This window comes from Sutterella sp., from assembly GCF_030539355.1.
Classification (GTDB): domain Bacteria; phylum Pseudomonadota; class Gammaproteobacteria; order Burkholderiales; family Burkholderiaceae_F; genus Sutterella.
Map to the genome: position 1 here is coordinate 1 of NZ_JAUNSF010000033.1, position 24,932 is coordinate 24,932.

21 protein-coding genes are annotated in these 24,932 nt (G+C 64.2%); 7 read left to right on the top strand and 14 right to left on the bottom strand.

Annotated elements, in window-relative coordinates:
- The 6 genes from Q4F91_RS06550 to Q4F91_RS06575 all read right to left on the bottom strand — a co-directional run.
- On the bottom strand, positions 1–550 hold a 550-nt coding region (locus Q4F91_RS06550), incomplete at its 3' end, for a hypothetical protein (protein ID WP_303335972.1).
- Between the two features lie 275 nt (positions 551–825).
- Entirely contained in the window at positions 826–1,104 is a 279-nt protein-coding gene (locus tag Q4F91_RS06555) for a YciI family protein (protein ID WP_303335974.1), read from the bottom strand.
- Positions 1,105–1,125: 21 nt separating this feature from the next.
- Positions 1,126–1,662, bottom strand: coding sequence for an NAD(P)H-dependent oxidoreductase (locus Q4F91_RS06560; RefSeq protein WP_303335976.1), 537 nt, complete (start codon positions 1,660–1,662; stop codon positions 1,126–1,128).
- A 225-nt stretch (positions 1,663–1,887) separates the two neighbouring features.
- Positions 1,888–2,193 carry a hypothetical protein gene (locus Q4F91_RS06565; RefSeq protein ID WP_303335978.1) on the bottom strand — a complete coding sequence of 102 codons (306 nt, stop codon included), beginning with the start codon at positions 2,191–2,193 and terminating at the stop codon, positions 1,888–1,890.
- A 361-nt stretch (positions 2,194–2,554) separates the two neighbouring features.
- A complete protein-coding gene (locus Q4F91_RS06570) occupies positions 2,555–3,556 on the bottom strand; it encodes an aldo/keto reductase (RefSeq protein ID WP_303335980.1) in 1,002 nt (333 codons plus the stop codon).
- Positions 3,557–3,615: 59 nt separating this feature from the next.
- Positions 3,616–4,239 (bottom strand): NAD(P)H-binding protein, encoded by a 624-nt coding sequence (locus Q4F91_RS06575; RefSeq protein ID WP_303335981.1) that lies wholly within the window; start codon positions 4,237–4,239, stop codon positions 3,616–3,618.
- A gap of 210 nt (positions 4,240–4,449) precedes the next feature.
- On the opposite strand from Q4F91_RS06575, the gene Q4F91_RS06580 reads away from it, so the two are divergent.
- The 3 genes from Q4F91_RS06580 (at position 4,450) to Q4F91_RS06590 (ending at position 7,561) form a co-directional block, all read left to right on the top strand.
- Complete coding sequence (locus tag Q4F91_RS06580; protein WP_303335983.1) at positions 4,450–5,358, top strand: helix-turn-helix domain-containing protein; 909 nt, start codon at positions 4,450–4,452, stop codon at positions 5,356–5,358.
- A gap of 180 nt (positions 5,359–5,538) precedes the next feature.
- Positions 5,539–5,691: a hypothetical protein gene (locus Q4F91_RS06585; RefSeq protein WP_303335985.1), complete on the top strand. Its 153-nt coding sequence runs from the start codon at positions 5,539–5,541 to the stop codon at positions 5,689–5,691.
- A gap of 685 nt (positions 5,692–6,376) precedes the next feature.
- Entirely contained in the window at positions 6,377–7,561 is a 1,185-nt protein-coding gene (locus tag Q4F91_RS06590) for a hypothetical protein (protein ID WP_303335987.1), read from the top strand.
- A 165-nt stretch (positions 7,562–7,726) separates the two neighbouring features.
- On the opposite strand, the gene Q4F91_RS06595 is transcribed toward Q4F91_RS06590, so the two are convergent.
- The 3 genes from Q4F91_RS06595 to Q4F91_RS06605 form a co-directional block, all read right to left on the bottom strand.
- Positions 7,727–8,368 (bottom strand): molecular chaperone, encoded by a 642-nt coding sequence (locus tag Q4F91_RS06595; RefSeq protein WP_303335989.1) that lies wholly within the window; start codon positions 8,366–8,368, stop codon positions 7,727–7,729.
- 330 nt (positions 8,369–8,698) lie between these two features.
- Positions 8,699–9,292: a 4Fe-4S dicluster domain-containing protein gene (locus tag Q4F91_RS06600; protein WP_303334277.1), complete on the bottom strand. Its 594-nt coding sequence runs from the start codon at positions 9,290–9,292 to the stop codon at positions 8,699–8,701.
- A gap of 17 nt (positions 9,293–9,309) precedes the next feature.
- Positions 9,310–12,006: a molybdopterin-dependent oxidoreductase gene (locus Q4F91_RS06605; RefSeq protein ID WP_303335991.1), complete on the bottom strand. Its 2,697-nt coding sequence runs from the start codon at positions 12,004–12,006 to the stop codon at positions 9,310–9,312.
- Positions 12,007–12,676: 670 nt separating this feature from the next.
- Between Q4F91_RS06605 and Q4F91_RS06610 the strand changes: the two genes are divergently transcribed.
- The 3 genes from Q4F91_RS06610 (at position 12,677) to Q4F91_RS06620 (ending at position 15,983) form a co-directional block, all read left to right on the top strand.
- Positions 12,677–13,873, top strand: a complete 1,197-nt coding sequence (locus Q4F91_RS06610; RefSeq protein WP_303335993.1) for a hypothetical protein — start codon at positions 12,677–12,679, stop codon at positions 13,871–13,873.
- 390 nt (positions 13,874–14,263) lie between these two features.
- Positions 14,264–14,431 (top strand): dihydroneopterin aldolase, encoded by a 168-nt coding sequence (locus tag Q4F91_RS06615; protein WP_303335997.1) that lies wholly within the window; start codon positions 14,264–14,266, stop codon positions 14,429–14,431.
- A 16-nt stretch (positions 14,432–14,447) separates the two neighbouring features.
- Entirely contained in the window at positions 14,448–15,983 is a 1,536-nt protein-coding gene (locus Q4F91_RS06620) for a disulfide bond formation protein B (protein ID WP_303335999.1), read from the top strand.
- A gap of 131 nt (positions 15,984–16,114) precedes the next feature.
- On the opposite strand, the gene Q4F91_RS06625 is transcribed toward Q4F91_RS06620, so the two are convergent.
- The 5 genes from Q4F91_RS06625 to Q4F91_RS06645 all read right to left on the bottom strand — a co-directional run bounded on the left by Q4F91_RS06625 (position 16,115) and on the right by Q4F91_RS06645 (position 22,599).
- Positions 16,115–17,101 (bottom strand): YafY family protein, encoded by a 987-nt coding sequence (locus Q4F91_RS06625; protein WP_303336001.1) that lies wholly within the window; start codon positions 17,099–17,101, stop codon positions 16,115–16,117.
- A 249-nt stretch (positions 17,102–17,350) separates the two neighbouring features.
- Positions 17,351–18,775 carry a mechanosensitive ion channel family protein gene (locus tag Q4F91_RS06630; RefSeq protein WP_303336003.1) on the bottom strand — a complete coding sequence of 475 codons (1,425 nt, stop codon included), beginning with the start codon at positions 18,773–18,775 and terminating at the stop codon, positions 17,351–17,353.
- Positions 18,776–18,999: 224 nt separating this feature from the next.
- The gene (locus Q4F91_RS06635) at positions 19,000–20,454 is read right to left on the bottom strand and encodes a mechanosensitive ion channel family protein (RefSeq protein ID WP_303336005.1); all 1,455 of its coding nucleotides are present in this window, start codon (positions 20,452–20,454) and stop codon (positions 19,000–19,002) included.
- A gap of 143 nt (positions 20,455–20,597) precedes the next feature.
- Positions 20,598–20,969: a helix-turn-helix domain-containing protein gene (locus Q4F91_RS06640; protein WP_303336007.1), complete on the bottom strand. Its 372-nt coding sequence runs from the start codon at positions 20,967–20,969 to the stop codon at positions 20,598–20,600.
- 130 nt (positions 20,970–21,099) lie between these two features.
- On the bottom strand, positions 21,100–22,599 hold the full coding sequence (locus Q4F91_RS06645) for a mechanosensitive ion channel family protein (protein WP_303336009.1): 1,500 nt from the start codon (positions 22,597–22,599) through the stop codon (positions 21,100–21,102).
- Positions 22,600–23,901: 1,302 nt separating this feature from the next.
- Between Q4F91_RS06645 and Q4F91_RS06650 the strand changes: the two genes are divergently transcribed.
- Positions 23,902–24,932: leukotoxin LktA family filamentous adhesin (locus Q4F91_RS06650; protein ID WP_303336010.1), on the top strand; the 1,031-nt coding region annotated here is incomplete at its 3' end.

Below are 24,932 nucleotides of genomic sequence, written 5' to 3' on the forward strand. Positions count from 1 at the left end.
CCTTTTTGTAGACCTCGGCTGTCGCGTGCGAGTCGCAGAGCACGATGTCGTGGAGCGGGAAGCGGAAGTGATGGTGGTTGCCGTTGCAGATCAGGTACCCCGTCGGGATGCCGAAGAGGCGCGCCTCCATCCACATCGACCGGCAGACCGGGTCGCAGCCGTAGCCGAGCACGAAGTCGGGCTTCCAGGTGCGCAGGATCTCGGTGAACTTGTTCAAAAAGTTCGACTCCTCGTCATGCGTCATCTCGTTCCACTCGGTCGAGTGGAAGCCCGTGAAGAACCAGTGCGTGATCGGGTTCTCGGGGTTGCCGGAGGCGTCCTTGTTGATGAGGATCGACTTCTCCTTGTTGTCCTCGATCTGCTTTCTCAGGTTCGGGATGCGGGCGATGCCGGCGGGGTCGTCGAAGATGCCGCCGCAGAAGCTCGCCGTCTGGATGCCGCGGCGCGAAAGTTCCTGCAGGATGGAGTAGACCTGCATGGAGGCGCCGTTGCTCACGTCAAAGACGGTCTGGGGGCAGGCGAAGAGAAAGCGATAGGGACGGTCGGACACGGCGGACGGTTTCCTGAAACGGAAGTTGGGCTTGGAAAGCGCAATTCTAGTTCAGATCGACGGGGCCGCCAAAGGCTTCGGGAAGCTTCAGAAGGCACTCCCGGCGTGCGGCCCCGGTCCGGCCTGTTCCGAGGCCCGTTATTGATTCCGACCAGCCATGAAATGGCCGGGTCCGGAAGCCTGCTGGAGGAGAGAACGGCTCCGGATCCGGCCTGATCTGTGGTTTGATCCCGCCCTCCCGTCTCTGTTTACAGACGGGCGTGTCCCGGGGGCGGTCAGCCGACGGTGAGGGCTCCCACGCGCCCGACGTGAATCTCCTCGGGCGAGTAGGTGACGGACTTCACGGCGGCGGCGGGATCCTTCGCGAGGATGCTCTCGAGGGCGCCTAGGGACTCGGCCTCGGCGATCAGCCACCCGCCCGAGCCGTCAGCGAAGGCGCCGAAGGCGAGGAAGTGACCGGCGTCGGTCTCGGCATTGAGGTATGCGAGGTGCATGGGAACGAGGGGCGCCACGGCGGCGCGGTCAGGGATGCGGACGGTGACGAGGAAACGCATGATCACGTGCTCCTTCGGAAATCAAAGGGACTCGATCTTCTCGACGAGACGGCGGGCGTGCTCGCGGGCCTTCGTGCCGAGCGCCTCGGCGAGCGCCGGGTCAGGGAGATACCCGCCCGAGTAGACGTAGCCCGCGAACTCCATTGAGCACATCGCGGCGGTCTGGCGGAAGGGCGGGAGGAACGCCTCGACGGAGAAGTTCTGCGGGCCGCCCTCGCGGTAGTTCTCCTCGGGGGAGCCCGAGGTGAAGGAGAGAAGGAGCTTCTTGCCCTTGAGCTTCGTGCCGCCCGAGCCGTAGGCAAAGCCGAAGGCGAGCACCTCCTCGAACCAGCCGTGCATGAGCGCGGGGCACGAGTACCACCAGAGCGGGAACTCGAGGACGATCACGTCAGCCTTCTCGAGCTTCGCCTGCTCGGCGGCGACGTCGTAGCCGCGGTCAAGGCGGTCGATCTCGGCCGCGGGCAGCGCCTCGGCTACGGCCTCGAGGATCGTGCGGTTGGCAAAGGACGCGTCGGGCGACGGGTGGCCCGAGACGATCAGGACATTCTTTTCGGTCATGAAAGCACCTTGATTTCCGTGGGAGAAGTCTGTTGTTCCGGCTCCGTTGAAGCCGTTTGTCTGCTTCTCAAAAGTTTAGGGTGCCAAGGCGGATGCGGATGCTTCGCATCCTCCGCAAAACCTGCCCATTCCGATCAGGCAGGGAGGACGGGGAGGCCCTTTCCGGGCGGCGCGCGCTTTCAATTGCGCCCGGCGGTGCTCATCCTCCGCGGTGAGAAGGAAAGGTCAGTTGAGGGCGGCGGTTTCCTTCCTGGCCTCGCGCAGGGCGGGCAGCAGGATCTCGGCGATGTCGGGCTCGTAGCTCTCGATGTAGAGCTCGGCGAGCGTGACTGGGTCCTCGCCGAAGAGTCGGCCGAGTCCGCGCAGGAACCGCGCCGGGATGCGGCTCGTGCCCGCGTACCAGTTGCTCACGCAGCTCCGCGTGACGCCGAGGCTCCGGCCGAGCTCGGCGATGTTGCTCTGTTCCTCGATGATGCGGCGGGCGAGCCAGAGACGGATCGGCGTCGACTTAAGATCGGATGAAGCGGTCATCTTTGATCCTCGTTGAAAGTATAATTTCAGGTCGAAGTGAATCGGCACGGCCATGATTACACAGCATCCGGCTGCGGTTGTCAATGGTTTTTTAAAATAAAATTTCAGGAAAATCACCAAGATAAATTAAAGATGGAACTAGTTTCATTTAAATGCAATTTTCCTGAGATTGAAAATGTGATCTGACGAGGAGCAACCCTGTGGAACGGCAACCCCGCCGGAAGCGGCGGCGGAGCGGCGGCCGGGGTCTCATCGGCGGTCATTGCGAGAACGGAAAAGCCCGCCCCGGCAAAACCGGAACGGGCTTCTCTCAGTTTTCATTGAAGTCAGGGGCGGTCTGACTGCGGCCGATTCTCAAGACTCACTCGGGACGCGTCGCCTCGTTGTGGAACCAGCGGACGTCCTTCGCGGACCGGTGGTCCTTGTACATCGTATGGCGGCGGTCAAGCGAGGCGATGCGCTGGATCTCCTCGGCCGTGAGGCGGAAGCTCATGCTCCCGAGGTTCTCGACCATGCGCTCCGGGCGCTCGGTCTTCACGACGGTGATCACGCCGTTCTGCGTGAGCCAGCGCAGGATCACCTGGGCGACGGTCTTCCCGTGCGCGGCGGCGATCTCCTTCAGAACGGGCTCGTCGAACACCTCCGGGTACATGCCCGAGAGGAGCGGCCCCCAGGACTCGACGAGCGTCCCGGCCTCCTCGTTCTCGCGCTTGTCGCTCCAGCGCTGGAAGTGGGGCGAGAACTCGATCTGGTTCACCGCGGGGACGACCTTCGAGGTGAGGATGAGGTCGGTGAGGCGGTCCGGGAAGAAGTTCGAGACGCCGATCGCGCGGATGCGCCCTTCGGCATGGAGCTCCTCAAGGGCGCGCCAGGCGCCGTGCACGTCGCCGAAGGGCTGGTGGAGCAGGTAGAGGTCGATGTAGTCGAGACCGAGGCGCCTGCACGAGGCCTCGAACCCCGCCTTGGCCTGCTCGTAGCCGTAGTCCTTGATCCAGAGCTTCGTCGTGACGAAGAGCTCCTTCCTGTCAATGCCGCTCCTGCGGATGCCCTCGCCCACCTGCACCTCGTTCGAGTAGTTCTTCGCGGTGTCAATGAGGCGCCAGCCGGTGCGGATCGCCTGTGCGACGCAGTCGGCGCACTTCTCGCGCGGGATCCGCAGCGTGCCGTAGCCGAGGATCGGCATCTCGACGCCGTTGTTGAGCCTGACGAACTCCATCGATCCCGCTGCGGCGCCGGTGTTTGCTGCGCCCGCGGCGGCGGAGGCCGCGAAGGCCTGGCCCGAGAGCAGCCCGCCCGTGGCGAGCAGAGTCGAGCGGAGGAACGTGCGGCGGGAGGTGTTGGCCGTGGTGATGAATTCCGACATGGTTGTCTCCTTTGAATGAAAGGAATTGGTTCAGGAATCTTTCCGGTGTCTTGACGGGATCAGCCGCCGGCGCGGGCGTCGCGCGTGATGCTCACGCTCCGCCGGCTCATCAGCGTCTCGTCGGCGAGCACGTCACGCACGAGGCGGGCGAAGGAGGGGAGCGTGGTGACGTAACCGCGGGCGGGCTCGCCCTTTTGGGTGAATACGAAGTCGTGCTCGTCCCCGTCCCTGAGGTACCCGGGACGGAGCACTGTCCAGTTGAGCGCGCTCGCCTCCACGATGTCCGCGGCCTCGCGGTTCGGGCGCTGCAGCGGCTCGTGCTCGAGGTTGTCCTCGCCGTCGATGTCGTCGGGGATTTCGTTGTAGATGCCGACCGCGGCGGTGAGCACGAGGCGTTTCGTTCCGCTTCCCGCCTCCATAGCGCGCACGAGGTTCGCGGCGACCTTCGGGAGCTCCGGCCCGGAGACAAGCGAGAGCACCGCGTCATGCCCCGGGAGCACCCGGGCGACGAAGGCGGGGTCCGAGGCGTCGCCCGCGATCACGCGGGTGCGGGGCGTTTCCGTGAGGACGCGGTCCGCGCGGCGCGCAACGAGCGTGAGCAGGGCGTCCGTGTCGGCGAGGAGCCTGCGGGTGATCACCCGGCCCGTGCCGCCGCTGGCGCCGATGATGAGATATCGCTTCATTGTTCCCTCCGGTTCAAAGCGCTCTTTTCCTTGCTTCAGAGCGTAAGGAGAGGAGTTGCGCGGACGTTAACCCGATTCCTGGGAATGCCTACCCGTTCCGCGGTTTCTGATCAAAACGGGTCTCCGGCAGGGACACGAAGCATGAAGGAAGTGTGCGGGAAGGGCGAGGGCTAAAATTTTCTGCAACCCGCCCGGAGGATCCCGCCCGCCATGAAGCCCGACCTTGAAGCCCGCACCGTGCACGACTACAACGCCTTCGTCGGCGCCGAGGACCGGCATGCGCTCGTGAGCGTGATCGACTACGCCGAGCTCCCGCCCATCCGGCACTGCCGCTGCCGCTTCGGGGTCTGGGCGCTCTTCCTGCGCGACGACAGCTTCGAGGACCTGGGCTACGGCGCCGGCAGCTACCGCTACGAGGCGGGCACGCTCATCTGCGTGGGGCCGGGACAGGTCGGCGGCGTTCCCGACAACGGCGAGGTGTTCCGCATCCGCGGCTGGGCGCTCCTCTTCTCGCCCGAGCTCATTGCCGGGACTGCGCTCGCCGCGAGGATGCACGAGTTCTCGTACTTCTCCTACTCGGTGAACGAGGCGCTCCAGATGACCGCGGAGGAGCGCGGGATCCTGATCACGCTCCTCACGGAACTGCGCGACGAACTCGCCCGCCCGGCCGACCAGGTGCAGCGCGGGATCCTCGTCGACTACATCTCGCTCATCCTCAGTTACTGCCGGCGCTTCCACGAGCGGCAGTTCTCGGCCCGCCCTGAGGTCTCGCATGATGTCCTCGCGCGGTTCGAGAAGCTCCTCACCGACTACTGCGCCTCGGACGCCCTCCGCAGGGACGGGCTCCCCGCGGTCTCGTGGTTCGCCGAGCGGCTCTTCCTCTCGGCCGGATACCTCACGGACGTCATCCGCCGCGAGACGGGCGGCAACGTCCGCACGCTCATGCGCGAGCACCTCGTGCGGCTCGCCCGGGAGCGGCTCCTCTCCGGCATGACCGTGTCCGAGACCGCCTTCTCGCTCGGCTTCGAGCACCCGCAGCACTTCACGCGCCTCTTCCGCCGCGTGACGGGCCAGACCCCGACCGAGTACCTCGCGCAGGCGAAAGGCTCGGTTTCCTGAACAGCTTTGCGAACCACTTCGCCTCTGCCGCAGGCGATCCGGGGACGTTCCTGTTCAGCTTTGTGTCTTTTATGAACGTATCAGCGCCTTCATGGCGGCTGAGATGGAAGTGCCGTGCAGAGCCTCTGCCAGGTGTCACTTTATGAACCACTTTCCCTGCGGGACAAGCGATTCCGGGACATGGAACGCTCCTTCGAAACCGTCCGAAGCCGCGAGGGCGAAAGGCAAGGTTTCCTGAACCGCTTTTCGGACCGCTTCGCCTCTGTCGCAGGCGATCCGGGGATGTTCCCGTTCAGCTTTGTGTCTTTTGTGAACATCTGGCCGCTTTCATGACGGCTGAGACGGACGAGCCGTGCAGTGCCTTTGGCAGGTGACACTTTATGAATCAATTTACCTGCGGGAGAGGCGGTCTCAGGGCATGAAGTCCTCCTTTGGAACTTCCCGCAGACCTGAGGCGCGGCCTCACTGCTTTCATGGAGTCCGACGGGCGCGGCGTCCTACGGGCGGGCGGATGCGCCTGCGGACGGCGCTCAAGGGACCGGTCCGCCTCTGCCGCAGGCGCTTTCAGGCCGCGTGGGTTTCGAGTCGATCGCGCCGAAGGCGCTCCCGACCGCCGGGGACGCCCGGTCCTCCTCCGGGGCGCGCGGCCTGGGTTCCCGGCGGAGCGTGGGCGGGAGATCCCTCCGCCTCGCCCGCGCCTCCGGTCATCCCCCGGGCCCCGGCAGCCTCCGGGCGGCGTCCGGCCGGGGGACGGCGCATCGGTACCCGGGGGGCCATGGCGCGGGGTGCTCTGCTGAGCCCGATTCCGCTCCGCCGCAGGCGGTTTCGGACCCCCTGCCACGTAATACGTCAATAGAGCTCGCATTCGTTGTGTTCAACTGCGACGCTAAACAGCGCGTTATACGTTATGATGATCTCAAGAAAAAAAGGAAAACGGATCGGGGCAGGAATTTCGACCGGAAGTTTTCGTTTTTTTCTCTTCACAACTTCTTTGTTCCTTCATCAGGAGGTATCCACCATGGCACGTTTCAGCCGCCGCAACCACAGCCAGGCCGCCGCCCCCGCCGCGGGCGCCCGCATCGTCCTCGCCTCCTTCCGTCCGACGACGGAGGGCTTCGAGAAGCTCCCGGCCGACCCGGCCGCCGCCGGCCTCGTCACGCTCGCGCTCCCGAACGGGAACGCCGCCGAGCTCCTCGAGAGCACCTTCCATCAGCAGCGCTTCGATGACCTCGGGGACGCCGCGAAGGCCCGCGTGGCCGCGTTCGCGAAGGCGATCGCCGGCAGCCCCGACTCCCGTCTGCGCCGCGCCGCCGCGGGCTACGAGGGCCTTGAGGCCGCCGAGGCCGAGGTGCTCGCCCGTGATCCCGCCGGTGACGTGAGGACGGCTCTCTCGCAGAACCATCACGCGGTGCTCAGGCTCGCCCCGGCGACCCTGGTCGAGTTCTGCGGCGTCGAGCCCGAGCTCATCCGCAACGTGACGAGCGAGCTCTCCCGCCCGGACGACGAGGACGACGTCGAGGCCTGCCGCGAGCGCATCAAGGCGATCGAGGCCGCCCTCGCCGTGAACCCCGATCAGTCGGTCCGCACCGACGCCCGTGCCTACGTCGCGCGCTTCATCGAGCGCTTCGAGGAGGCCGCGGGCGAGAAGAAGCGTCCGCGCTTCATTGACCTGCGCTCCCGTCATCAGGACGATCCGGTCTTCAGCGAGCCCCTGGGCGAGTACGTCTGGGTGCTCGGGTTCGCCGGCGCCGAGGGCGGTGACGGCTGGCTCGCCGACGACGCCCCCGTGATGCCGCTCGCACGCACCATCTTCGAGTCCTCCTGCTTCGGCTGCTGGCTCCCGGAGGGCTCGGCCTCGGAGGAGGTCCTGGATCGTCTGGCGCTCGAGCGCTCGTACGAGATCCGCGGTGAGATCGCCAGGCGCGAGGACATCCCGGCCGCCGCCGCGAAGCGCCTCATCGCCGATCCTGTGCGCGAGGTGCGCTCCGCTGTCCTTGAGAACGAGGCTGCCACGGAGCATCTATCCGACGAGGAGATCCTCGCCGCGATCGGCGGCGATCCCTATGTGATCGAGGATCTCTGCGAGGGCTTCCCCGGAGAGCGCATTGCGAAGCTCATCGCCGCGAAGTTCGCGGGGCACGCCGACCCGCGCGTCGCCGAGGCGATCGCCGGGCTAGACCTTGAGGAGGACGCGGAGGCCTGATCCGCAGCCCGTGAAACCCTGAGACCCCGCGCCGGGGTCTCGGGAAGAAAAAGAGGCCGCCCGTCTAAAGAGTCATGACGGACGGCCTCACTTCATGCGGGATCCGAGGAGAGGATGGATCCCGGATGAAAGGCGGGTAAAGGCTTCAATGCAATGTTTGTCAGATCAGTCGAGGAGCCACTTCGCGTCCTCGGCGATGAAGGCGCGCGTGAAGAGCGAGAGCGCCTTGTAGAAATCGGTTCCGGCGCACTGGTCGAAGTCGTCGAAAAACTTGCCCGTCCAGTTGAGGAGGTGCTTCGTGAGGAATTCCTTCTCCTCGTCGAGGATAGCGGCGGCCTCGTCCTCCTTGCCGGCCTCGAGGGCCTTCACGGCCTTCTCGGTCAAAAAGCTCATGAACTCGAGCTCGATGCCGAGGTGGTCCGGGTAGAGGTCCTCCTTGGAGGTGCCCATGCCGTGTTCCTTGAGGATCTTGAGCATCTGCTCATAGGCGTCCTGCATGATGAGCTTGTCGCGGCTCGTGTAGACGCTCTCGAAGGGATAGGCGGCGGGACCGTCGGCGATGCCCGCCGAGAGGAAGACGCGCGCGTAGTCGGCGGCGAGCTCGTCGAGGTCATCCTTCGTGAGGGTCGCGACGGCGGCGTTGAGTTTCCTCGAACCCTCGTCGAGCGCGTCGCTGCCGGTGCCGACGGGGAATTCGAGTCCCTTGAGGTTCCTGAGCTCCTCCTCGTCGACCTCGATCTGGTAGAGGCCGGAGAGGACCTTGTAGATGAGCTGGCGGGCCTGAAGGGCGTTGATGAGATCCTGCATTTTTGTCGCTCTTTTCTGGTTTATTGCGGTCTTCCGCCGGCATCCGGCCCAGGCCGGGGGCGGAAAAAGGAGGAGAGGCAGTCCAGTCGGGAGGCCGGGCTCGGAGCCGGAAGCTTCCCTGCCCGAAAGGAAATTGCCCTCTCCCCGAAACAGGGTTCATGAAATCCGGCCGGGGGCGGCGCCCGATTCACCCGGAGGGAAGCTGACTGAAACTTCAGCGCCAGGTGAACGGAGGGATGACGCCGCCCTCCCCGGGAGCCCTTCCGGAGGAACGCCGCACTCTGACCTGCTGCGTTCCCGAGGGGCCCCCGGAAGGCCGGAGGCGATGCATCAGAGCATCTTCGGCGGGTTGGTCTGCCATTCGCCGTTCTTCTTGTGAAGAATGTAGCGCACGGTGGGCTTGTTGCCCGAGTCCGGGAGCGAATGAACGTTCTCGGGACCCGCGGCGGCGATCGCCTTGCTGACGTCGCTCTCGGGATCGTCGATGTCGCCGAAGAAGCGGGCCTTGGCGCAGCAGACCTTCACGCACGCGGGCTTCTCGCCCACGTTCTGCAGGTGCTGGCAGAGGGTGCACTTCTCAACGACGTTCGTCTCGGCGTTGTAGGAGCGGGCACCGTAGGGGCAGGCGGCCATGCAGAGCTTGCAGCCGATGCACTTCTCCTTGTTGACGAGGATCTGGCCGTCCTCGGTGCGATAGCTCGCGCCGGTCGGGCAGACCTTCACGCAGGGAGCGTCCTTGCAGCACTGGCAGATCGACGGCAGGAAGTACTGCTTGATGTTCGGGAACTTCCCGAGCGGGCCGATCGACAGAACCTTGTTGTAGTACACGCCGAGCGGGACGTTGTTTTCCTGTTTGCAGGCGATCTCACACGCGAAGCATCCGATGCAGCGGTCAAGATCGATAACCATCGTTTTCTGGGTCATGGTGGGTCATCCCTAAATCAGTACTCGGGAACCGGCGTGGGATCGCTCGGCTGCGGCAGCCACGGCTTGAACTGCTCGGGCTTCGTCCAGACGCCCTCGGGGGCACCGTCGGCCTTGTAGATCTTCACCTGGAAGCCGCGCAGCGTATGCGTGCCGAACATGTCGTTGTAGGGCGGGTCGGCCTTGGCGAGGACCTGCACGTTGACGCTCTTCCAGCCTTCGTCGGCGGAGTTGAGCGTCTCAGGCGTCCAGAAGCGTTCCATGTAGACAACGCCCACCGGGATGCCCTCGGTCGCGCGGACGACGCCGCGGACCTTGCCGCGCTTGCTCTCGATCCAGGCCCAGTCGCCGTGCTTGACGCCGTACTTGGCGGCGTCGACGGGGTTGACCCACACTTCAGGCACCGGATAGAGCTCGCGCATGAACGGGCTGTTGCGCAGCGTGCCGTGCTGGTACATCGGGATGCGGCCGTTCGTCATGACGAGCGGGAACTCCTTGCCGATCTCGTTCATCGGGTTCTCGAAGGGCTCGATGTAGTAGGGCAGCGGATCGTACGGAACCTTGGAGGGCTGGACGTCCGGGTCACGGGCATAGGGCTTGCCGGTCTTGGAGAGCGTGATGTAGCAGTCGCCGTAGGCGTCGATGCGCTTCGACGAGGTGCGGAAGCCGCGGGGCAGACCGTCCTTGTCCTTCTGCAGATAGACGTAGTACTGGTTCCACTGGTCGTACGGCATGAAGGTGTGCGGATTGTCGCGCTCGAGCATTTCCTTCCAGGTGAGGCCGGCGGTGGCGCAGCGCTGGTCGAGCATCTCTTCCATCGTGTGCCAGTAGGCGAGGTCTTCCTGCATGAACTTCGGGTCACAGGCGCGCTGGGCGTTCTTGTGGCCGAGCTCGGCGGCGCGGATCATCACGCGCGACCAGACGAGCGTCTCGTCCACCGTCTCCCAGGTGTGGGTGACGGCCTGACGGGCGTAGACCTGGTTGAGGTGGTTGACGAGGGTGTTCGTCTCGAGCCACTCGGTCGACGGCAGCAGCATGTCGGCGTAGCGCGAGAACGAGGTCGGGTACATGAAGAGGTGAACGATGAAATCCACGTTCTTCGAGGCCTCGGCCCACTTGCGCGGCTCGGGCAGCGCCGTGAGCTTGTTGCCCGAGCGCTCGAGCCAGAGCTTGATCGGGTAGGGGTTGCCGTTCTGCATGGCCTCGAGCACGGCCGCGGGCTGCGCGGCGTCCCAGAGGTAGAGGCCCTTGTGCTCGGTGCCGCCGAGGCGCTTCTTCAACTGGCCCATCGGGAGCAGACGCGGCGAGGGATTGACCGGGTAGCGGCCCTGGTTGAGCATGTCGCCGCCCGAGTTGCGCTGCATCAGCGTGCCCGGCTTCTCGACGTAGCCCATCATGGCGTTCAGAACCACCGCGGCCTGGGCGGCCTGGGCGGAGTTCTCGATCTGGTCGGTCGCGACGCCGAGGACGAGGCCGGACGGGCCTTCGCAGAAGATCTTGATGCCTTCCTCAAGTTTGTCCTTGTCGACCCAGCAGAGCTTGGCGCAGCGCTCGAGCGTCCACTCGGCGCAGCGTTCCTTGAGGAGCTGGAAGCCGGTCTTGTAGGTTTTGCCCTTCCACTCGTAGGCGCCGTCGAGCGCCGGGTCGAGGTTGTCATCCCACGGATAGGGCAGGAGCTTCGGCGAGTTCGTCTTCTTGTCCCAGACGACGCGGTCGTACTGGCCGCCTTCGCCGAAGAAATCCTTCGCGCGCAGGCACATGCCGGTGTCCGGATCCACGAGGTGCGGGAAGTTCGTCCACTTCATGCAGAAGTCGTGGTCGTAGAGATCGTGCTCGATGAGGTAGTTCATCCACGTGAGCATCATCGCCACGTCCGTGCCCGGACGGATCGGGAGCCACACGTCGGCCTTGGCGGCGTCGGGGATGAAGCGCGGATCGATCGTGACGGTCTTGACGCCCTTGGCGCGCAGCTCGACCAGAGCGCGGCCGCCGCCCGCCGGGCAGCTGTAGGAGGCGTTGGCGCCCCAGAGCACGATGCTCTTCATCTCGGTGTTGGGGTTGTAGATCTCAAGCGCGTTCTCGTCGGCGATCGAGGTCGCGGGGCCGCCGTACTGGAGGTTGAAGGTCACCACGCGCGGCAGATAGCACTGCGCGCACCCCGGCTCCATGAAGTTCGGCGTGCCGATGGCGTTCGCGAGACGGCGGATGCCGGCGAAGCAAGGGTTGCCGCCGCCGCCCGTCGTGCAGAGGATCGACTCGGCGCCGTACTTGTCGGTCACCTCGACGATCTTCTTGGCGATGATGTCGGTCGCCTCCTTCCAGGAGATGCGCTTCCACTTGTTCTCGCCGCGCTGGCCGACGCGGATGAGCGGGTACTTGTTGCGGTTCGGATGATAGACGGCCTGAATGCCGGCGAGGCACTTCGCGCACAGCGCGCCCTGGTTCATGATCGACTCGGGGTTGCCCTCGAGCTTGACGATGCGGCCGTTGCGGACGTGCGCGAGCACCGCGCAGTCGTGAATGCAAGCGCGGCAGCTCGTCTTGACGATCCTGGTCTCGCCGCCGTCCTTGGTCACGCCGACGAGCGGGACCGACGGGGCGGCCGCCTTCGCGGCCGGGACGATGCCCGCGGTCATCTGCGAGATGGCGGCGGTCGTGCCGGTGATGGCCGTGGCTTTCAGGAATGAGCGTCTGCCGAGTTTTTTGAGGTCCATGAGACTTGTCTCCTCTGCATTGAAACCTGCCAAACCCCGAAAAAAGCGCCTCGCACCTGTGAGTTCAAGGTGTCTGTACGGGGCCGGGGGTCACTCTTCTTTTTCGGGTGCCCTTTGTGGGGGATGGGCACCTCTCCATTAGGGAATGGGTTCCCTACTACCAAAGGCTTACGCCTTCAGAGTGAGAGTTTTCCGCCGCGCTGTGTTTCGGACAACGCAAAAAATGAAAGGTAAGTTGTGAAAATTTCAAGAAATAATGAGAATGGGTATCATTCCTGAAATTTTTCATAAAAATCAATATGCTTCTGAAGCTCTCAGCGGCTGTATACAGGGGTATAGGTAATTTCCCTAGGGTCGTCCGTCTCCACGCGTTCGGACTGTCACCGAGTCCGGACACCGTTGCGGAGGCGACCGGAAAAGCAGGCGTGAGCAGGACGCAGCCGGGGCCGAAATGCCCGTGAAGATGGCGTTGGAATGGCCGATTTTCCTTTGATTTCAATTGGTTGTGTTGTCGCACATCGCTGCGACAGCAAAGAGCGCATCACCCTTTAATCTTTCAGTCAAAGAGAGGAACCTCTCCTCCGGGGCCCCGTCCCGGTGAGGTTCCGGCCAGTAGTGTTCCGACAGTTTTCTCGGGCTCCGCGCCCGATCCAGTCACAGGGAGACCGCCATGATGAATCCGTCCTTCCGCCGCCGTTCCGTTATTTCCCGCCTGAGAAGGCGCCGCCTCGTCGCCGCCCTCGGCGGCTCCGCCCCGCAGGGCGCGGGCCCGAGGTTCGTCGTCACGTGCGTGAGTACGGCGGACCCCGCTCACCGCATCACCGTCTCGCTTCCCGCCGCCGTCGCCGCCGAGGTGATGGAGACGCTGCCGAGACTTGACGAGCTCCCGCCGGCCGCCCGTGCCGCGAGCGCCGCGCTCACGAAGACGCTCGCTCAGAGCCCCGACGCGAGACTGCGCCGCGTGGCGGCCTCCCGCCCCGACATCGCGGCCGAGGAGATGCAGAGACTTCTCTTCGACCCGGCCTGGACCGTGCGTCAGGAGCTTCTCGCCAACCCGTCCGCGGTCGTGCGCATTCCGTCCCTCTTCCTCGCCGACGCGCTGCCGGGCGATGCCGAGCTCGTCGTGACGGCCGCGAACTCGTTCGCGGAGGCCCTGCGCCGTCCGCATGTGCTTGAGGTCGAGGCGGACGCCCCGGCGGTCCTCGAGGCCGCCGCCAGGCTCGCCGCGGACTACGCCGACGACAGGGATCCGGAGGTTCGCGAGGCCGTCGAAGCTCTAAAGGACGTGCTCGAGAGAACCGACGATCTCGATCCAAGGCGCGGTCTCCTCGGCCGCCGCGTGCCTGAGACGCCCGCGGCCCGCCCGGGCGAGGACGCCTTCTCGATCGGCCTCGTGATGGTGGAGGAGGGGGTCGACCCCGTCGTCACCGAGGAGACGCCCGTCATTCCGCTCGGGCTTGAGGCGGTCGAGACGATCGCCCGCGACCTCGGGCACGATCCGGTCTGGGCGGAGTTCATCACGCGCCTTGCCGCGCACCCGTCGCAGAGAATCCGCGCCGAGGTCGCGCGCCGCGAAGGACTGCCCGTCGCCGCCGTGAAGCTTCTCGCCGCGGACCGCAGTCACCTGGTGCGCGAGATGCTCCTCGGGAACGACGAGGCGCTCGAGGAACTCGACGGCGAGGCGATCCTGAAGATCGTCGCCGACGACCCGTTCCTCCTCGAGGCCGCGGTCTCTTCAACCTCGAGCGACCGCGTGCTCGGGATCCTCGCGGAGGCCTTCGCGGAGAGCAAAGAGCCCCTCGTGATCGAGCAGCTCGCCGAGATAGCGGAGGATCTTGAGGAGGATGAGGAAGACTCTGAGGAGTGATCTCCCTCAGGCGCCTGCCGACTCACTTGAATGCCCGGCCGGGTGACATGCCCGCGCCGGGCATTTCCTTGATGATTCCCTCGGGGTGTTCCGGAACCCGGATGCCATGACGGCAACGCTCTCGGACCGAAAGGCTGCTTGCTATCCGATATCCGACCAGGGGTATCTAGGTAGATCTCCTTAAGAATACGGAAGGAATCCATCTGTATGCTCCGCTCCCGAAATCGAGGCCGGGACATCAACCCGGTCCGCCGTGAAGACTTCGCCCCGCTGAGACGGGGCGGCTTCACTTCAGGGATCTCCCGCCGCCGGCAGCCCTCAAGAGGTCAGGGGCGCCGCCGCCGGGGAACCCGCATAACTACTCCACTACTGCCAAACGGAAAGACACAAATGGAATTCGTTGAATTTCTGATGCTCTTCGTCGCGGTGCTTCTCATCCTGATGAAGCCCGAGAAGGAAAAGCTCGCCTGGGCGCTCACGATCATCTCCTGGTTCGTGGTCGTCTTCATGTACGTCGGTCACGTCTCGACCGCCATCTTCGGCATGCCGAACATCTGATGGGGAGAGGTGAGAAATGACTGATTACGCTCAGCCCGTCAATGAGAACGACATCCGCCGCGCGAAGACCTGGTACGACATCGTCTGCTGGGGCGGCCTGCTCATCGTTCTCCTCCCGGTCGGCATCGCCAATGTCGTCCTCGGCTACTTCCTCGGCGACAGCCCCTGCACGCTCTGCTGGGGCCAGCGCCAGCAGATGGCCTACATCGGCGTCGTCGCGCTCTTCATGGTCCGCTACGGCTTCAAGCCGAAGTATCTCGCCACGATGCTCGTGATGGCCGCCTGCGGTCTCTATTCGAGCTTCCGTCACTTCGGCAACCACGCCGCCCGTGACATCGGCCAGGGCTTCGGCCTCGACATCTTCGGCATTCATACGCAATTCTGGGCCGAGATCGTCTTCTGGTGCGTGGTGATGCTCTTCGGCCTCGCCTGCTACTTCGCCCCGCGCTTTGACGCGCTCATCGCCGAGATGAAGGGCAAGCCGTTCCGCCCCTTGAGCACCTTCAACAAGTGGGCTGTGATCATCGTCGCCGCGATCGTCGGCTCGAACTGCTTCCAGGCGCTCTGGTCGACCGGCGTGCCGCCCAACTGGGGCCAGGGCTCGCCCGTCCGCTTCTCCTTCAACCCGAAGTACGTCGTCTGGAGCGATGCCTCGTGGCACGGCATGTGGGCGGGCATCAACTTCCTCGGCAAGCGTGACGTGAAGGATCCGGACTTCGCCTACAAGCCCAACACCGCGAAGCTCGGTCTCACGTGGGACCACAACGCCGACAACGCCCCTGTCGCGCTCACTGGCAAGCTCACCGAGAAGAGCGTCCGCGAGATCCAGGGCATTGACGCCGCCGTCAACATGATGTCTAGCGTCCGTGGCCAGCGCTTTGTCGCCTCGAAGTATGACTTCTGGGTGCTCGACGAGAGCCTCAAGCCCGTCGTCGCCGCCTCCATGGATCCGTGGTTTGACGTGAACGTGCTCGACATCGTCGGCATCACGCCGTACGGCAAGGACGCCTTCGTGATCATGGGCATGAACAAGTCGCTGCTCCGCGCCCGCCTCAATCCTGAGGCCGATGACGTGAAGGGCTGGGCCAACTTCACCGCCGGCCGCGATCAGGTCGAGGCCGTCGGCGGATTCGGCCGCGCCCGCATCGACACCGAGCGCGCGAAGTTCTCCTACGTCCACGCCTCCGCCACGGACGGCCGCTACATCTTCACGGCCACCGTTCCGGACAACAAGAACAAGAAGACCTTCGTGATCTCGAAGGCCCTCATGAGCGACTGGATGCTCTCGGGCGAGTTCATCCCCGCCGCCGACCTCAAGGAAGGCCGCACGCTCGGCGAGCTCTACGTGACCGGCATGGTCTGGGAGGACGGCACGCTCTGGGCCGTCTCGAAGAACTTCAACCTCCTCGTCTCGATTGACGTCGCCGCCGAGAAGGTGACGGGCGCCTGGGGTCTCCCGGCTCAGTTCGAGGACATCCGCGGTCTCGTGAAGACGGGCAATACGATCGAGGTCGTCGACCGCAACCGCGTCGTGACGTTCGAGCTCCCGTAAGGGACGGTTTTTCCCGAATCTCCGTCAGACCGTGGAAATCTCCTCCGGTCTGATGGCAGAGAGGAAAGACAGGTCACAAAAAGAAAGAGCGACAGGTTTGATGTGCCTGCCGCTCTTTTTCTCTTGCCGGATTACTTTTTCTCCGGTTCCTCGATCTTGATGCGCTCGACCTTCTGGATGCCGGCGATCTCGGACCACTGGCCGAGCCAGCCGTCGATCAGGGGCGTGTCGTTGACCGTGGCCTCGAGGTGGTAGCCGCCGTTCTTTGTGCGGGTGATCTTCTGGTCACGCGAGAGCGGGGTCTCCTTCAGGTTCTTCTCCGTCTGCGGGTTCGTGAACTCGAGGACGAGCTTCACCTTGCCGCCGTTGCTGAAATTGAAGTGGCGCGAGGCGATGTACTTGTCGAGCGAGAAGTTCTTCGGACGGATTCCCTCGAAGTCGAGCACCTTGGCGTCCTCGATGCGGTGAAGCGCGAGGTGGCGGATGTCATCGTAGCCGTAGAACTGGCAGACGAGATAGAGGCGCACGTCCTGCTGCACGAGGCCGAGGGGCGTGACGTCCTTCTCGAAGGTTTCGTTGTCGACGTTCTTGTACTTCACGGAGAGAAGCGCGTTGCGGAAGAGCGCCTCGCTCACCTTGTCGAAGATGCCCGGCCTGATCTTCGGCGGGAGCATCGGGAGCGACGAGGGGACGGTGGCGACCTTCTTCAGCCACTCGGCCTTGCGGGAATCGAGGTTCTCGCGCAGCGTCTGGTGCGCGGCGTCGAACCAGGTGGTGAGGGCGCTCGTGATCGCGGGAGGAAGCTGGAACTTCATGCGCTCCTCGGCGAGGCGCATCAGGAGGCTCATCGAGGGCGTCATCGTCTCGAGCGGCAGCTCCGACTTCGGCATGCTGCGGCGGTACTGATAGGGCTTGGAGTCGCTGCGGCACTCGACGTCAAGGAGTTCGCAGGAGGCGATGTCCTTGAGGTGACGCTGGAGGCGGCGGCGGTTGAGCACGAGGCCGTCCTCGGCGAGTCGGCGCTCGAGCTCCGTGGACGAAATCCACGTGCGCGGGATGCGCCTCAGAATGGCGATGACGAGAAATGCCTCTCGAGCGGCGGTATCCGGAAGGGACATCAAAAGCTCCTTGTAGTTCCTGAATTCCGGAAATTCTACCGCGACAATCTGTCGCTCCCGAAATCTTCGCGCGTCTTTGTAGACAGCCCGGGTGAAATTTACGAATTTCGTCGCAGACGGAAAACTCAATTTTTGCGAAAAGTCGCCGAAACGCAGAAATGAGGAGCCCGCGGCTGACGTGTCCGCGGGCTCCTTTTCCGGGGGATTTCAGTTTCCGGGGCGGAGGCGGTGAGCCGCCGCGCGGGGGCATCAGGCCTTCGTCGTCTCCTCGACGCGGATGGCCGCCGGCGCCTCGCGCAGCACGAGCTCATGACGGGTGTACGGGATCTCGATGCCTTCGGCTTCGAAGCGGTTGTAGACGGCGAGCGCGATCTCGGTGCGGATGCCCGCGGAGCCGTTCACCGGGTCCTCGAGCCAGAAGCCGAGCTCGAGGTCGAAGCCCGAGTCGCCGAGCCCCTTGTAGTAGGCCCAGCCCTTCCGGTCCTTCACGATTCGCGGGCGGGGCCTCGAAGCCTCCTCGAGCATGATGGCGAGCGCGCGGTCCACGTCGCTGTCGTAGGAGACGGTGAAGGTGACGTAGACGATCGTCGCCGTGTCGGTGAAGGAGTGGTTGAGCACGGCCGAGGTGACGAAGAGCTCGTTCGGGACGATGTTCTCGATGCCGTCGGTGCTTCGCACCACCGTGTAGCGGGTGTTGATCTGGGTGACCTTCCCCTTGAAGCCCGCGACCGTGACGAGGTCGCCGATCTTGACGGCCTTGTCGAGCAGAATGATGAAGCCCGAGATGTAGTTCGACGCGATCTTCTGCAGACCGAAGCCGAGGCCAACGCCGAGCGCGCCGCCGAAGACCGAGAGGATCGTGAGATCGATGCCGACGGTCCCGAGGCCGATGATCACGGCCAGAACGATGAGGGCGATGCTCGTGACGCGCTTCAGAACCGTCTTCTGGTTGCCCGACAAGGACTGCGCGCCGTCGATGAGCGTGCCGATCGTGTTGGCGAGCCAGTTCGCGACGGCGAGCGTCAAGAGCACCGAGAGGATCGCCATCACGAGCTTCCAGAGCGTCATCTCGCCGTTGCCGATCGGGATGCGGGTCGTGTCGAGGATGTCAATGAGGTCGCCGAGCACGCCGAAGAACTGCAGCACGGCGAGCATCCAGAAGCAGGTGACGACGGTCTTCCTCAGCGTCGGCGTGATGATGTGGCGCCCGACGATCGCCTGCAGGCAGGCGAGCACGATCGAGAGGATCGAGAACGCGTAGAAGATGTTGTAGAAGATGCGGCAGATGACGAGTGAGCTCTGCTCGAAGCCGAAGAAGGACGTCATCGCCCAGGAGGAGAGCGCCACCACGGAGCCCGCGAAGAAGCCGAAGGCGACGTTCTCGGCGAGCGTGATGAGCACGTTCTGCATGTTGACGAGCACCCCCTTCCTCCCCGCGGCGGGGCGCACCCGCTCGAGGAGCCCGCGGCCGAGGCGCGCGAGCCAGAAGCCGAGCACGAAGCTCGCGATGACGACGGTGAACTGCAGCACCACGTTCTCCATCGTCAGGTTGGCGAGAAGGTTCTCGAAGAAGTTCGTGAACCAGTGCGTGGTCTCGGCGACGGCCTCGGCGGCCGTGTCGATGTTCTCATCGACGAGATCGGGCTGGGCGGCGGCGGGGGTGCTTACGGTCATGATCGGACACCATCAGTAAAGCTCACTCCCCCGTTTCTCCGTGTGGAGGAAAGGATCTTGAACGGGGGGCTTAGGACGAAAGTGCCTGATGATACGACACCGGAGGCCCGGGGCGGCGGCCGAATGCGTGACCGGAGGTTAAACGCGAAGGAGCGGAGCCCCCGGCCGGGGACTCCGCTCCTTCTGATGAATGCGCCGGCGATGCCTTTTCAGGCCGTTTCCGGTCAGGCCTTCGTGTTCTCGATCCTGAGCGTCGCCGGGGCGTCGCGGAAGACGAGATCGAAGACGCGGTACGGCACCTTGATGCCTTCCTCGTCGAAGCGCTTGTAGACCGCGGAGACGATCTCGGTCGTGAGACCGGCCGTGCCGTTCTGCGGGTCCTCGACCCAGAAGCCCATCTCGAGGTCAAAGCCCGCGTCGCCGAGGTCCTTGTAGTAGGCCCAGCCCTTCCGGTCCTTGACGATGCGCGGACGCGGACGGCTCGCCTCCTCGAGCATGATCTCGAGCGCGCGGTGCACGTCGCAGTCATAGGAGACGTAGAACGGGACGTAGACGATGCAGGCGCCGTCCGAGTAGGTGTGGTTGAGCACCGACGAGGTGACGAAGGTCTCGTTCGGGACGATGTTCTCGATGCCGTCGTTGCTGCGCACGACCGTGTAGCGGGTGTTGATCTGCGTGACCTTGCCCTTGAAGCCGTCGACGGTGACGAGGTCGCCGATCTTGATCGCCTTGTCGAGCAGGATGATGAAGCCCGAGATGTAGTTCGAGGCGATGTTCTGCAGGCCGAAGCCCAGGCCGACGCCGAGCGCGCCGCCGAAGACCTCGAGGATCGTGAGGTCGATGCCGACGGTGCCGAGCCCGATGATCACGGCGAGCACGGTGAGGACGATGCCGGTGACGCGCTTGAGGACCGTCTTCAGGCTCCCCGAGAGCGACTGCGCGCCGTCGATGAGCGAGCCCGCGATGTTGGAGAGCCAGTGCGCCACGGCGAGCGTGAGCAGCACCGAGATGATCGCCATCACGAGCTTCCAGAGCGTCATCTCGCCCGAGCCGATCGGCACTCGCGTGTTGTCGAGGATGTCGATGAGGCGCCCGAGCACGCCGAAGAACTGCAGCACGGCGAGCGCCCAGAAGATCGTCGTCACGGCCTTCTTGATCGCCGGCGTGACGATGTGGCGGCCGAGCAGCCCCTGCAGGCAGGCGAGCACGATCGAGAGGATCGAGAACGCGTAGAAGATGTTGTAGAAGATGCGGCAGATGATGAGGCTCCTCGGGTCGAGGCCGAAGAGGTACGTCATCGCGTAGGAGCAGAGCGCGACGATCGAGCCCGCGAAGAAGCCGAAGGCGACGTTCTCGGCGAGCGTGATGATCACGTGCTCGAGGTGCACGAGGAGGCCCTTCCTGTCGGCGCCCGGGCGGAGCCTGTTGAGGAAGGTGCGGGTGACGCGGGAGAGCCAGGCGCCGAGCAGGAACGCCACGACGACGCAGCCCGCCTGGATGAGTGCATTCTCCCAGGTGAGGTTCGCGAGGAAGTTCTGGAAGAACTCCGTGAACCAGCTCGTGGTGTCGGCGAGCGCCTCGGCCGCCGTGTCGAGGTTGTCGCCCATGAGGTCGGTTTCATGGGAGGCGGCTGCCGCCTGAGCGCTCTCCTGAGCGCTGGCGGTGATTGCTTCAGTCATGTTGAAAGTTTTGGGTTGTTTGCTTCGTCACTTCCCGCCCGCGGTCGCTGCCGATGCGGATCCGGGCGGGGAAAGAGGATGGGTGGCGTAAGGATACGGGATTTTCGTCTCAGACGGGGGGAAACATCAAACCCGCGGCTTTCTCATCCGGCCTCGGATGTGTCCCCGGTCCCGCCTACGTTCTTCTCCGCCTCGGCTCGGGCCCGCTCCTCGCGGATGCGGCGCCAGGTGTTCTGCACGAGCGAGATCGAGCAGCCGAGCATGGTGGCGATGGTCTTGTCGGGCGTGTCGATGCGCTTGAGTTCTCCGACGATGCGGATTTCCATGGCGTCAAGCGGCACGCGGCGGCGGTATTCCGCCGAGAACTCGCCCTTCACCCAGGCGCGCTTCCAGTCGCGCACCGTGGCGGCGGCGATGCCGAGCCTGGAGGCCGTCGCCTTGTAGCCGGTTCCTTGCTCAAAGAGTCTGATCGCGGCTTCGCGGGTCTCCTTGCCGATTCTTTTTCGTTCGGTCATGACGGGTACTCTTGGGGGGTGAGGGTTGACGGCGCCCGGCTAATGCCGCGGGAGGGTCCGCTCATAGCGGAGGGGCGCCGGGAGTGCCTCCCCTTGATACGGGGAGGCGTTGTCGTTCCTGTCCCGCTGATCAGGCCTTGACGGCCTCGGCCGGGGCACTGACGGTCTCCGCGGAGGCCTTGACGGGCTCCACCCTGAGGACTGCGGGCGCCTCGCGCAGCACGAGCTCGTGACGGGTGTACGGAATCTCGATGCCTTCCTGCTCAAAGCGCTCGTAGACGGCGAGCGCGATCTCGGTCTTCAGACCCGCGGTGCCGTTCGCAGGATCCTCGACCCAGAAGCCGAGCTCGATGTCGAAGCCCGAGTCGCCGATGCCCTTCCAGTAGGCCCAGCCCTTGCGGTCCTTGACGATGCGCGGACGCGGACGGCTCGCTTCCTCGAGCATGATCTCGAGCGCGCGCTTCACGTCGCTGTCGTAGCAGACGGTGAAGGTCGCGTAGACGATGCCGGCCTCGTCGCTGAAGGAGTGATTGAGCACCGGCGAGGTGACGAAGGTCTCGTTCGGGACGATGTTCTCGATGCCGTCGTTGCTGCGGACCACGGTGTAGCGGGTGTTGATCTGCGTGACCTTGCCCTTGAAGCCGCCGACGGTGACGAGGTCGCCGATCTTGACGGCCTTGTCGAGCAGGATGATGAATCCCGAGACGTAGTTCGAGGCAATCTTCTGGAGACCGAAGCCGAGGCCAACGCCCAGGGCGCCGCCGAAGACCGAGAGGATCGTGAGATCGATGCCGACGGTGCCGAGGCCGATGATGACGGCGAGCACGATCAGAGCGATGCTGGTGATGCGCTTCAGAACCGTGCGCTGGTTCCCGGAGATCGACTTCGCGCCGTCAATGAGCTGCCCGATGATGTCGGCGAGCCAGTTGGCCACGGCGAGGGTCAGGAGCACCGAGACGATCGCCATCACGAGCTTCCAGAGCGTCATGTCGCCGCCGCCGATCGGGATGCGGGTGTTGTCGAGGATGTCGATCAGGTTCCCGAGCACGCCGAAGAACTGCAGCACGGCGAGCGCCCAGAAGATCGTCGTGACGCCCTTTCTCACGGCCGGCGTGATGATGTGGCTGCCGACGAGGCCCTGCAGGCAGGCGAGCACGATCGAGAGGATCGAGAAGGCGTAGAAGATGTTGTAGAAGATGCGGCAGATGATCATCGTCCTCGGGTCATAGCCGAAGATCGAGGTCATCACGTAGGAGCAGAGCGCGACGATTGAGCCCGCGAAGAAGCCGAAGGCGACGTTCTCGGCGAGCGTGATGGTCACGTGCTGCAGATGCGTGAGCAGCCCCTTCTTGTCCGCTCCGGGGCGGAGCTTGTTGAGGAAGTTCCTCGAGAGCTTCGCGAGCCAGGCGCCGAGGATGAAGGCGGCGACGACGCAGCCCGCCTGAATGAGCGCGTTCTCCCAGGAGAGGTTGGCGAAGAGGTTCTGGAAGAACTCGGTGAACCAGCTCGTGGTGTCGGAGAGGGCCGCGGCGGCCGAGTTGAGGTTGTCACCGACGAGATCGGTGTCGTGAACGGAGGAGGTGGCCGCCTGTGCGCTCTCCTGAGCGGCGGCGGTGATGGCTTCAGTCATTGCTGTTCTTTTTGCTCTGGTTGGTTTTCTCACGTCCCGTCGCAGGCGTGCCTGCGAAGCGGGGAGTCGGCGCGCGAGCGGAAGTTCACGCGCCGGGGGCGGAGGTTCCGACGGTTCATTCTCAGATCCCCTTCAGAAGGAGGGGGGATGTGGGATATGAAAGGGAATGACATCGTTCGCACCGGAGGGTCTGGGACCGGCCGGTTCCGGATGACGCCCTGTCAAAACTCACTGCCGGAAGCGGGGGCGGCACTGACCTTTAAATGCCACGCCCGCTGACTGCCTTTTTTGGGGTGAAAAGGACTTGAATTTGCTAAAAAATCAATGATGTAGACGGAATTTGTCTGCGTAAATCCCTTCCGCACCCCAATGGCACACTAGGAAAGTACCCTCCCTGATCGGTTCTGTCAAGCCGACGGAAGCCCGTTCCGAACGACACGAACCGTGGAGGAATACCGCATAGAGGGGATGGCGGTATTTGAAAATGAATCCCTCCGGGGAAGAGGGGGAGATTTATCAGAGACTGCCGGTCGTTCCGGGGCTGTCGCTCAAAACGGACGGCGTGGAAAACTCCCTCCGGTCGCTGATCCTTCAGACTTCCGGAAATGCATTGAAAAATATGGGGAATTGGCGGAGAAGTTCCGGGATTCGGTCCCGGAGCGTCCCTGTTTGGTTTGTCAGGTAACGCGCCCGGGGGGCCGGGAGGACGGCAGCCGGGCGAAACGCCTGTTCAGCCTCTGCGATCCGCTTTCAGCGTTCCTCAGGGGCGCGACACCGGATGAATGAGGCGACGCGCTTCCTGCGCCTGTCTGAGTCCCGGGGGATCCTTCGGAGGACCAGCCGCCCCGGCTGCGGCGTCTCGATTCCGGGGCCCGGAAGCGGAGGGGTTAGGAAAAGCGTTTCCGGCCCGTGACGGGTTTCCGTTGCGCCGGAGCAGCAGGCCCTCGGGCGAACCGGTAATGAGGAGCGGCCGCTTCACTGTTTTCACGCCGGAGCGCTGCGACCGGCAGACCAGGCAAACATCCTGTCGATCCGTTCCCCGCAGGCATCAGTGAGCGGGCGTAAACGGCCGCCGGGGCCCGGTACGTTCGCAATGACGGGAACTGACCCATTCATGTCATGGATTTGCCGCCGAATATCGAACGCTGCACATTACAATTAATAGATTTAACTCAAGGGCTTCCAAGCTCCCGCCGCCCGATTGCCCACGTGGGCAGCGGCTGACAGCCCGGATGAGACACTGTCCCTCCGTTTTTCTTTGTAAACAAAGAAAAATGACCTCCCTCAGCGAAGAGAATAATTATGAACGCCGCCTTCCGAATCCTCTGGAATGACCATCGCCGCGGATTTGTTGTCGTTGACGAGAAACGCGTCGCACGAGGAAAGCACTCGAAGAGCTCGGTCGAGGCCGCCGCACCGGCCGCGGCCTTCGCTCCCGCGGCAGGACACCTGAGCGGCGCAGCGCTTTCGGGCGTCGCCGCGGCGGTGCTCTCGGCCATCCTGATGGGCGCCGCTCCGTCGGCCGAGGCCACCGATATCACGGTGAAGGACGGCTGGACCGCCACCACGGTCAAGACGAACGGCAACGTACATACGGTGGAGACGACCGCCAGGGCAGCTTTCGGCTATGCCGGCATCAACAAGTTCAGCAACTTCACGCTGGACAAGAACCAGATCGCGAACCTGAAGCTTCCCGACAACACCTATCACCTCGTCAACTTTGTTGACAACCAGGTGACGGTGAACGGAACCGTGAACGCGATCAAGGGCTCGAACATCGGCGGCAATCTCTTCTTCGTGACGCCGACCGGCATCACGGTGGGCGCGACGGGCGTCATCAACGCCGGCAGCTTCACGGGCATCGTCATGCCGAAGACGAACTACGTCACGACCAGGGACGACACCGAAAAGTACGTGACGCTCGATAACCTCGCGCAGTGGAGGAAAGCCGACGAGCATGTCAACAAGGACGGCTCGATCGTCATCGAGGGCCAGATCAACGCCCCGGACGGCGTGACGCTCGCCGCGGGAAAGATCACGACGGGCTCGAACGCGAAGATCCGAACGACGATCACGGACTTCAGCCAGCTCGTCAACATCAAGGACTCGGAGACCTCGGTTGTCATTGACGCGGGGCTTGACACGTCGAACCTTCAGGTCACGCGCTCGGGCGACGGCGACATCATTCTGCAGGCGCGCGCCGACCTGAAGGACACGTCTATCGCCGGCGATGTCCTCTACCACACCGCAGAGGCCGAGATCAACATCGGCGGCGCGATCGAAGCCAAGGGCGCCGTCAAGGCGGACGCCACGGCGATCAACGGCGACTATGT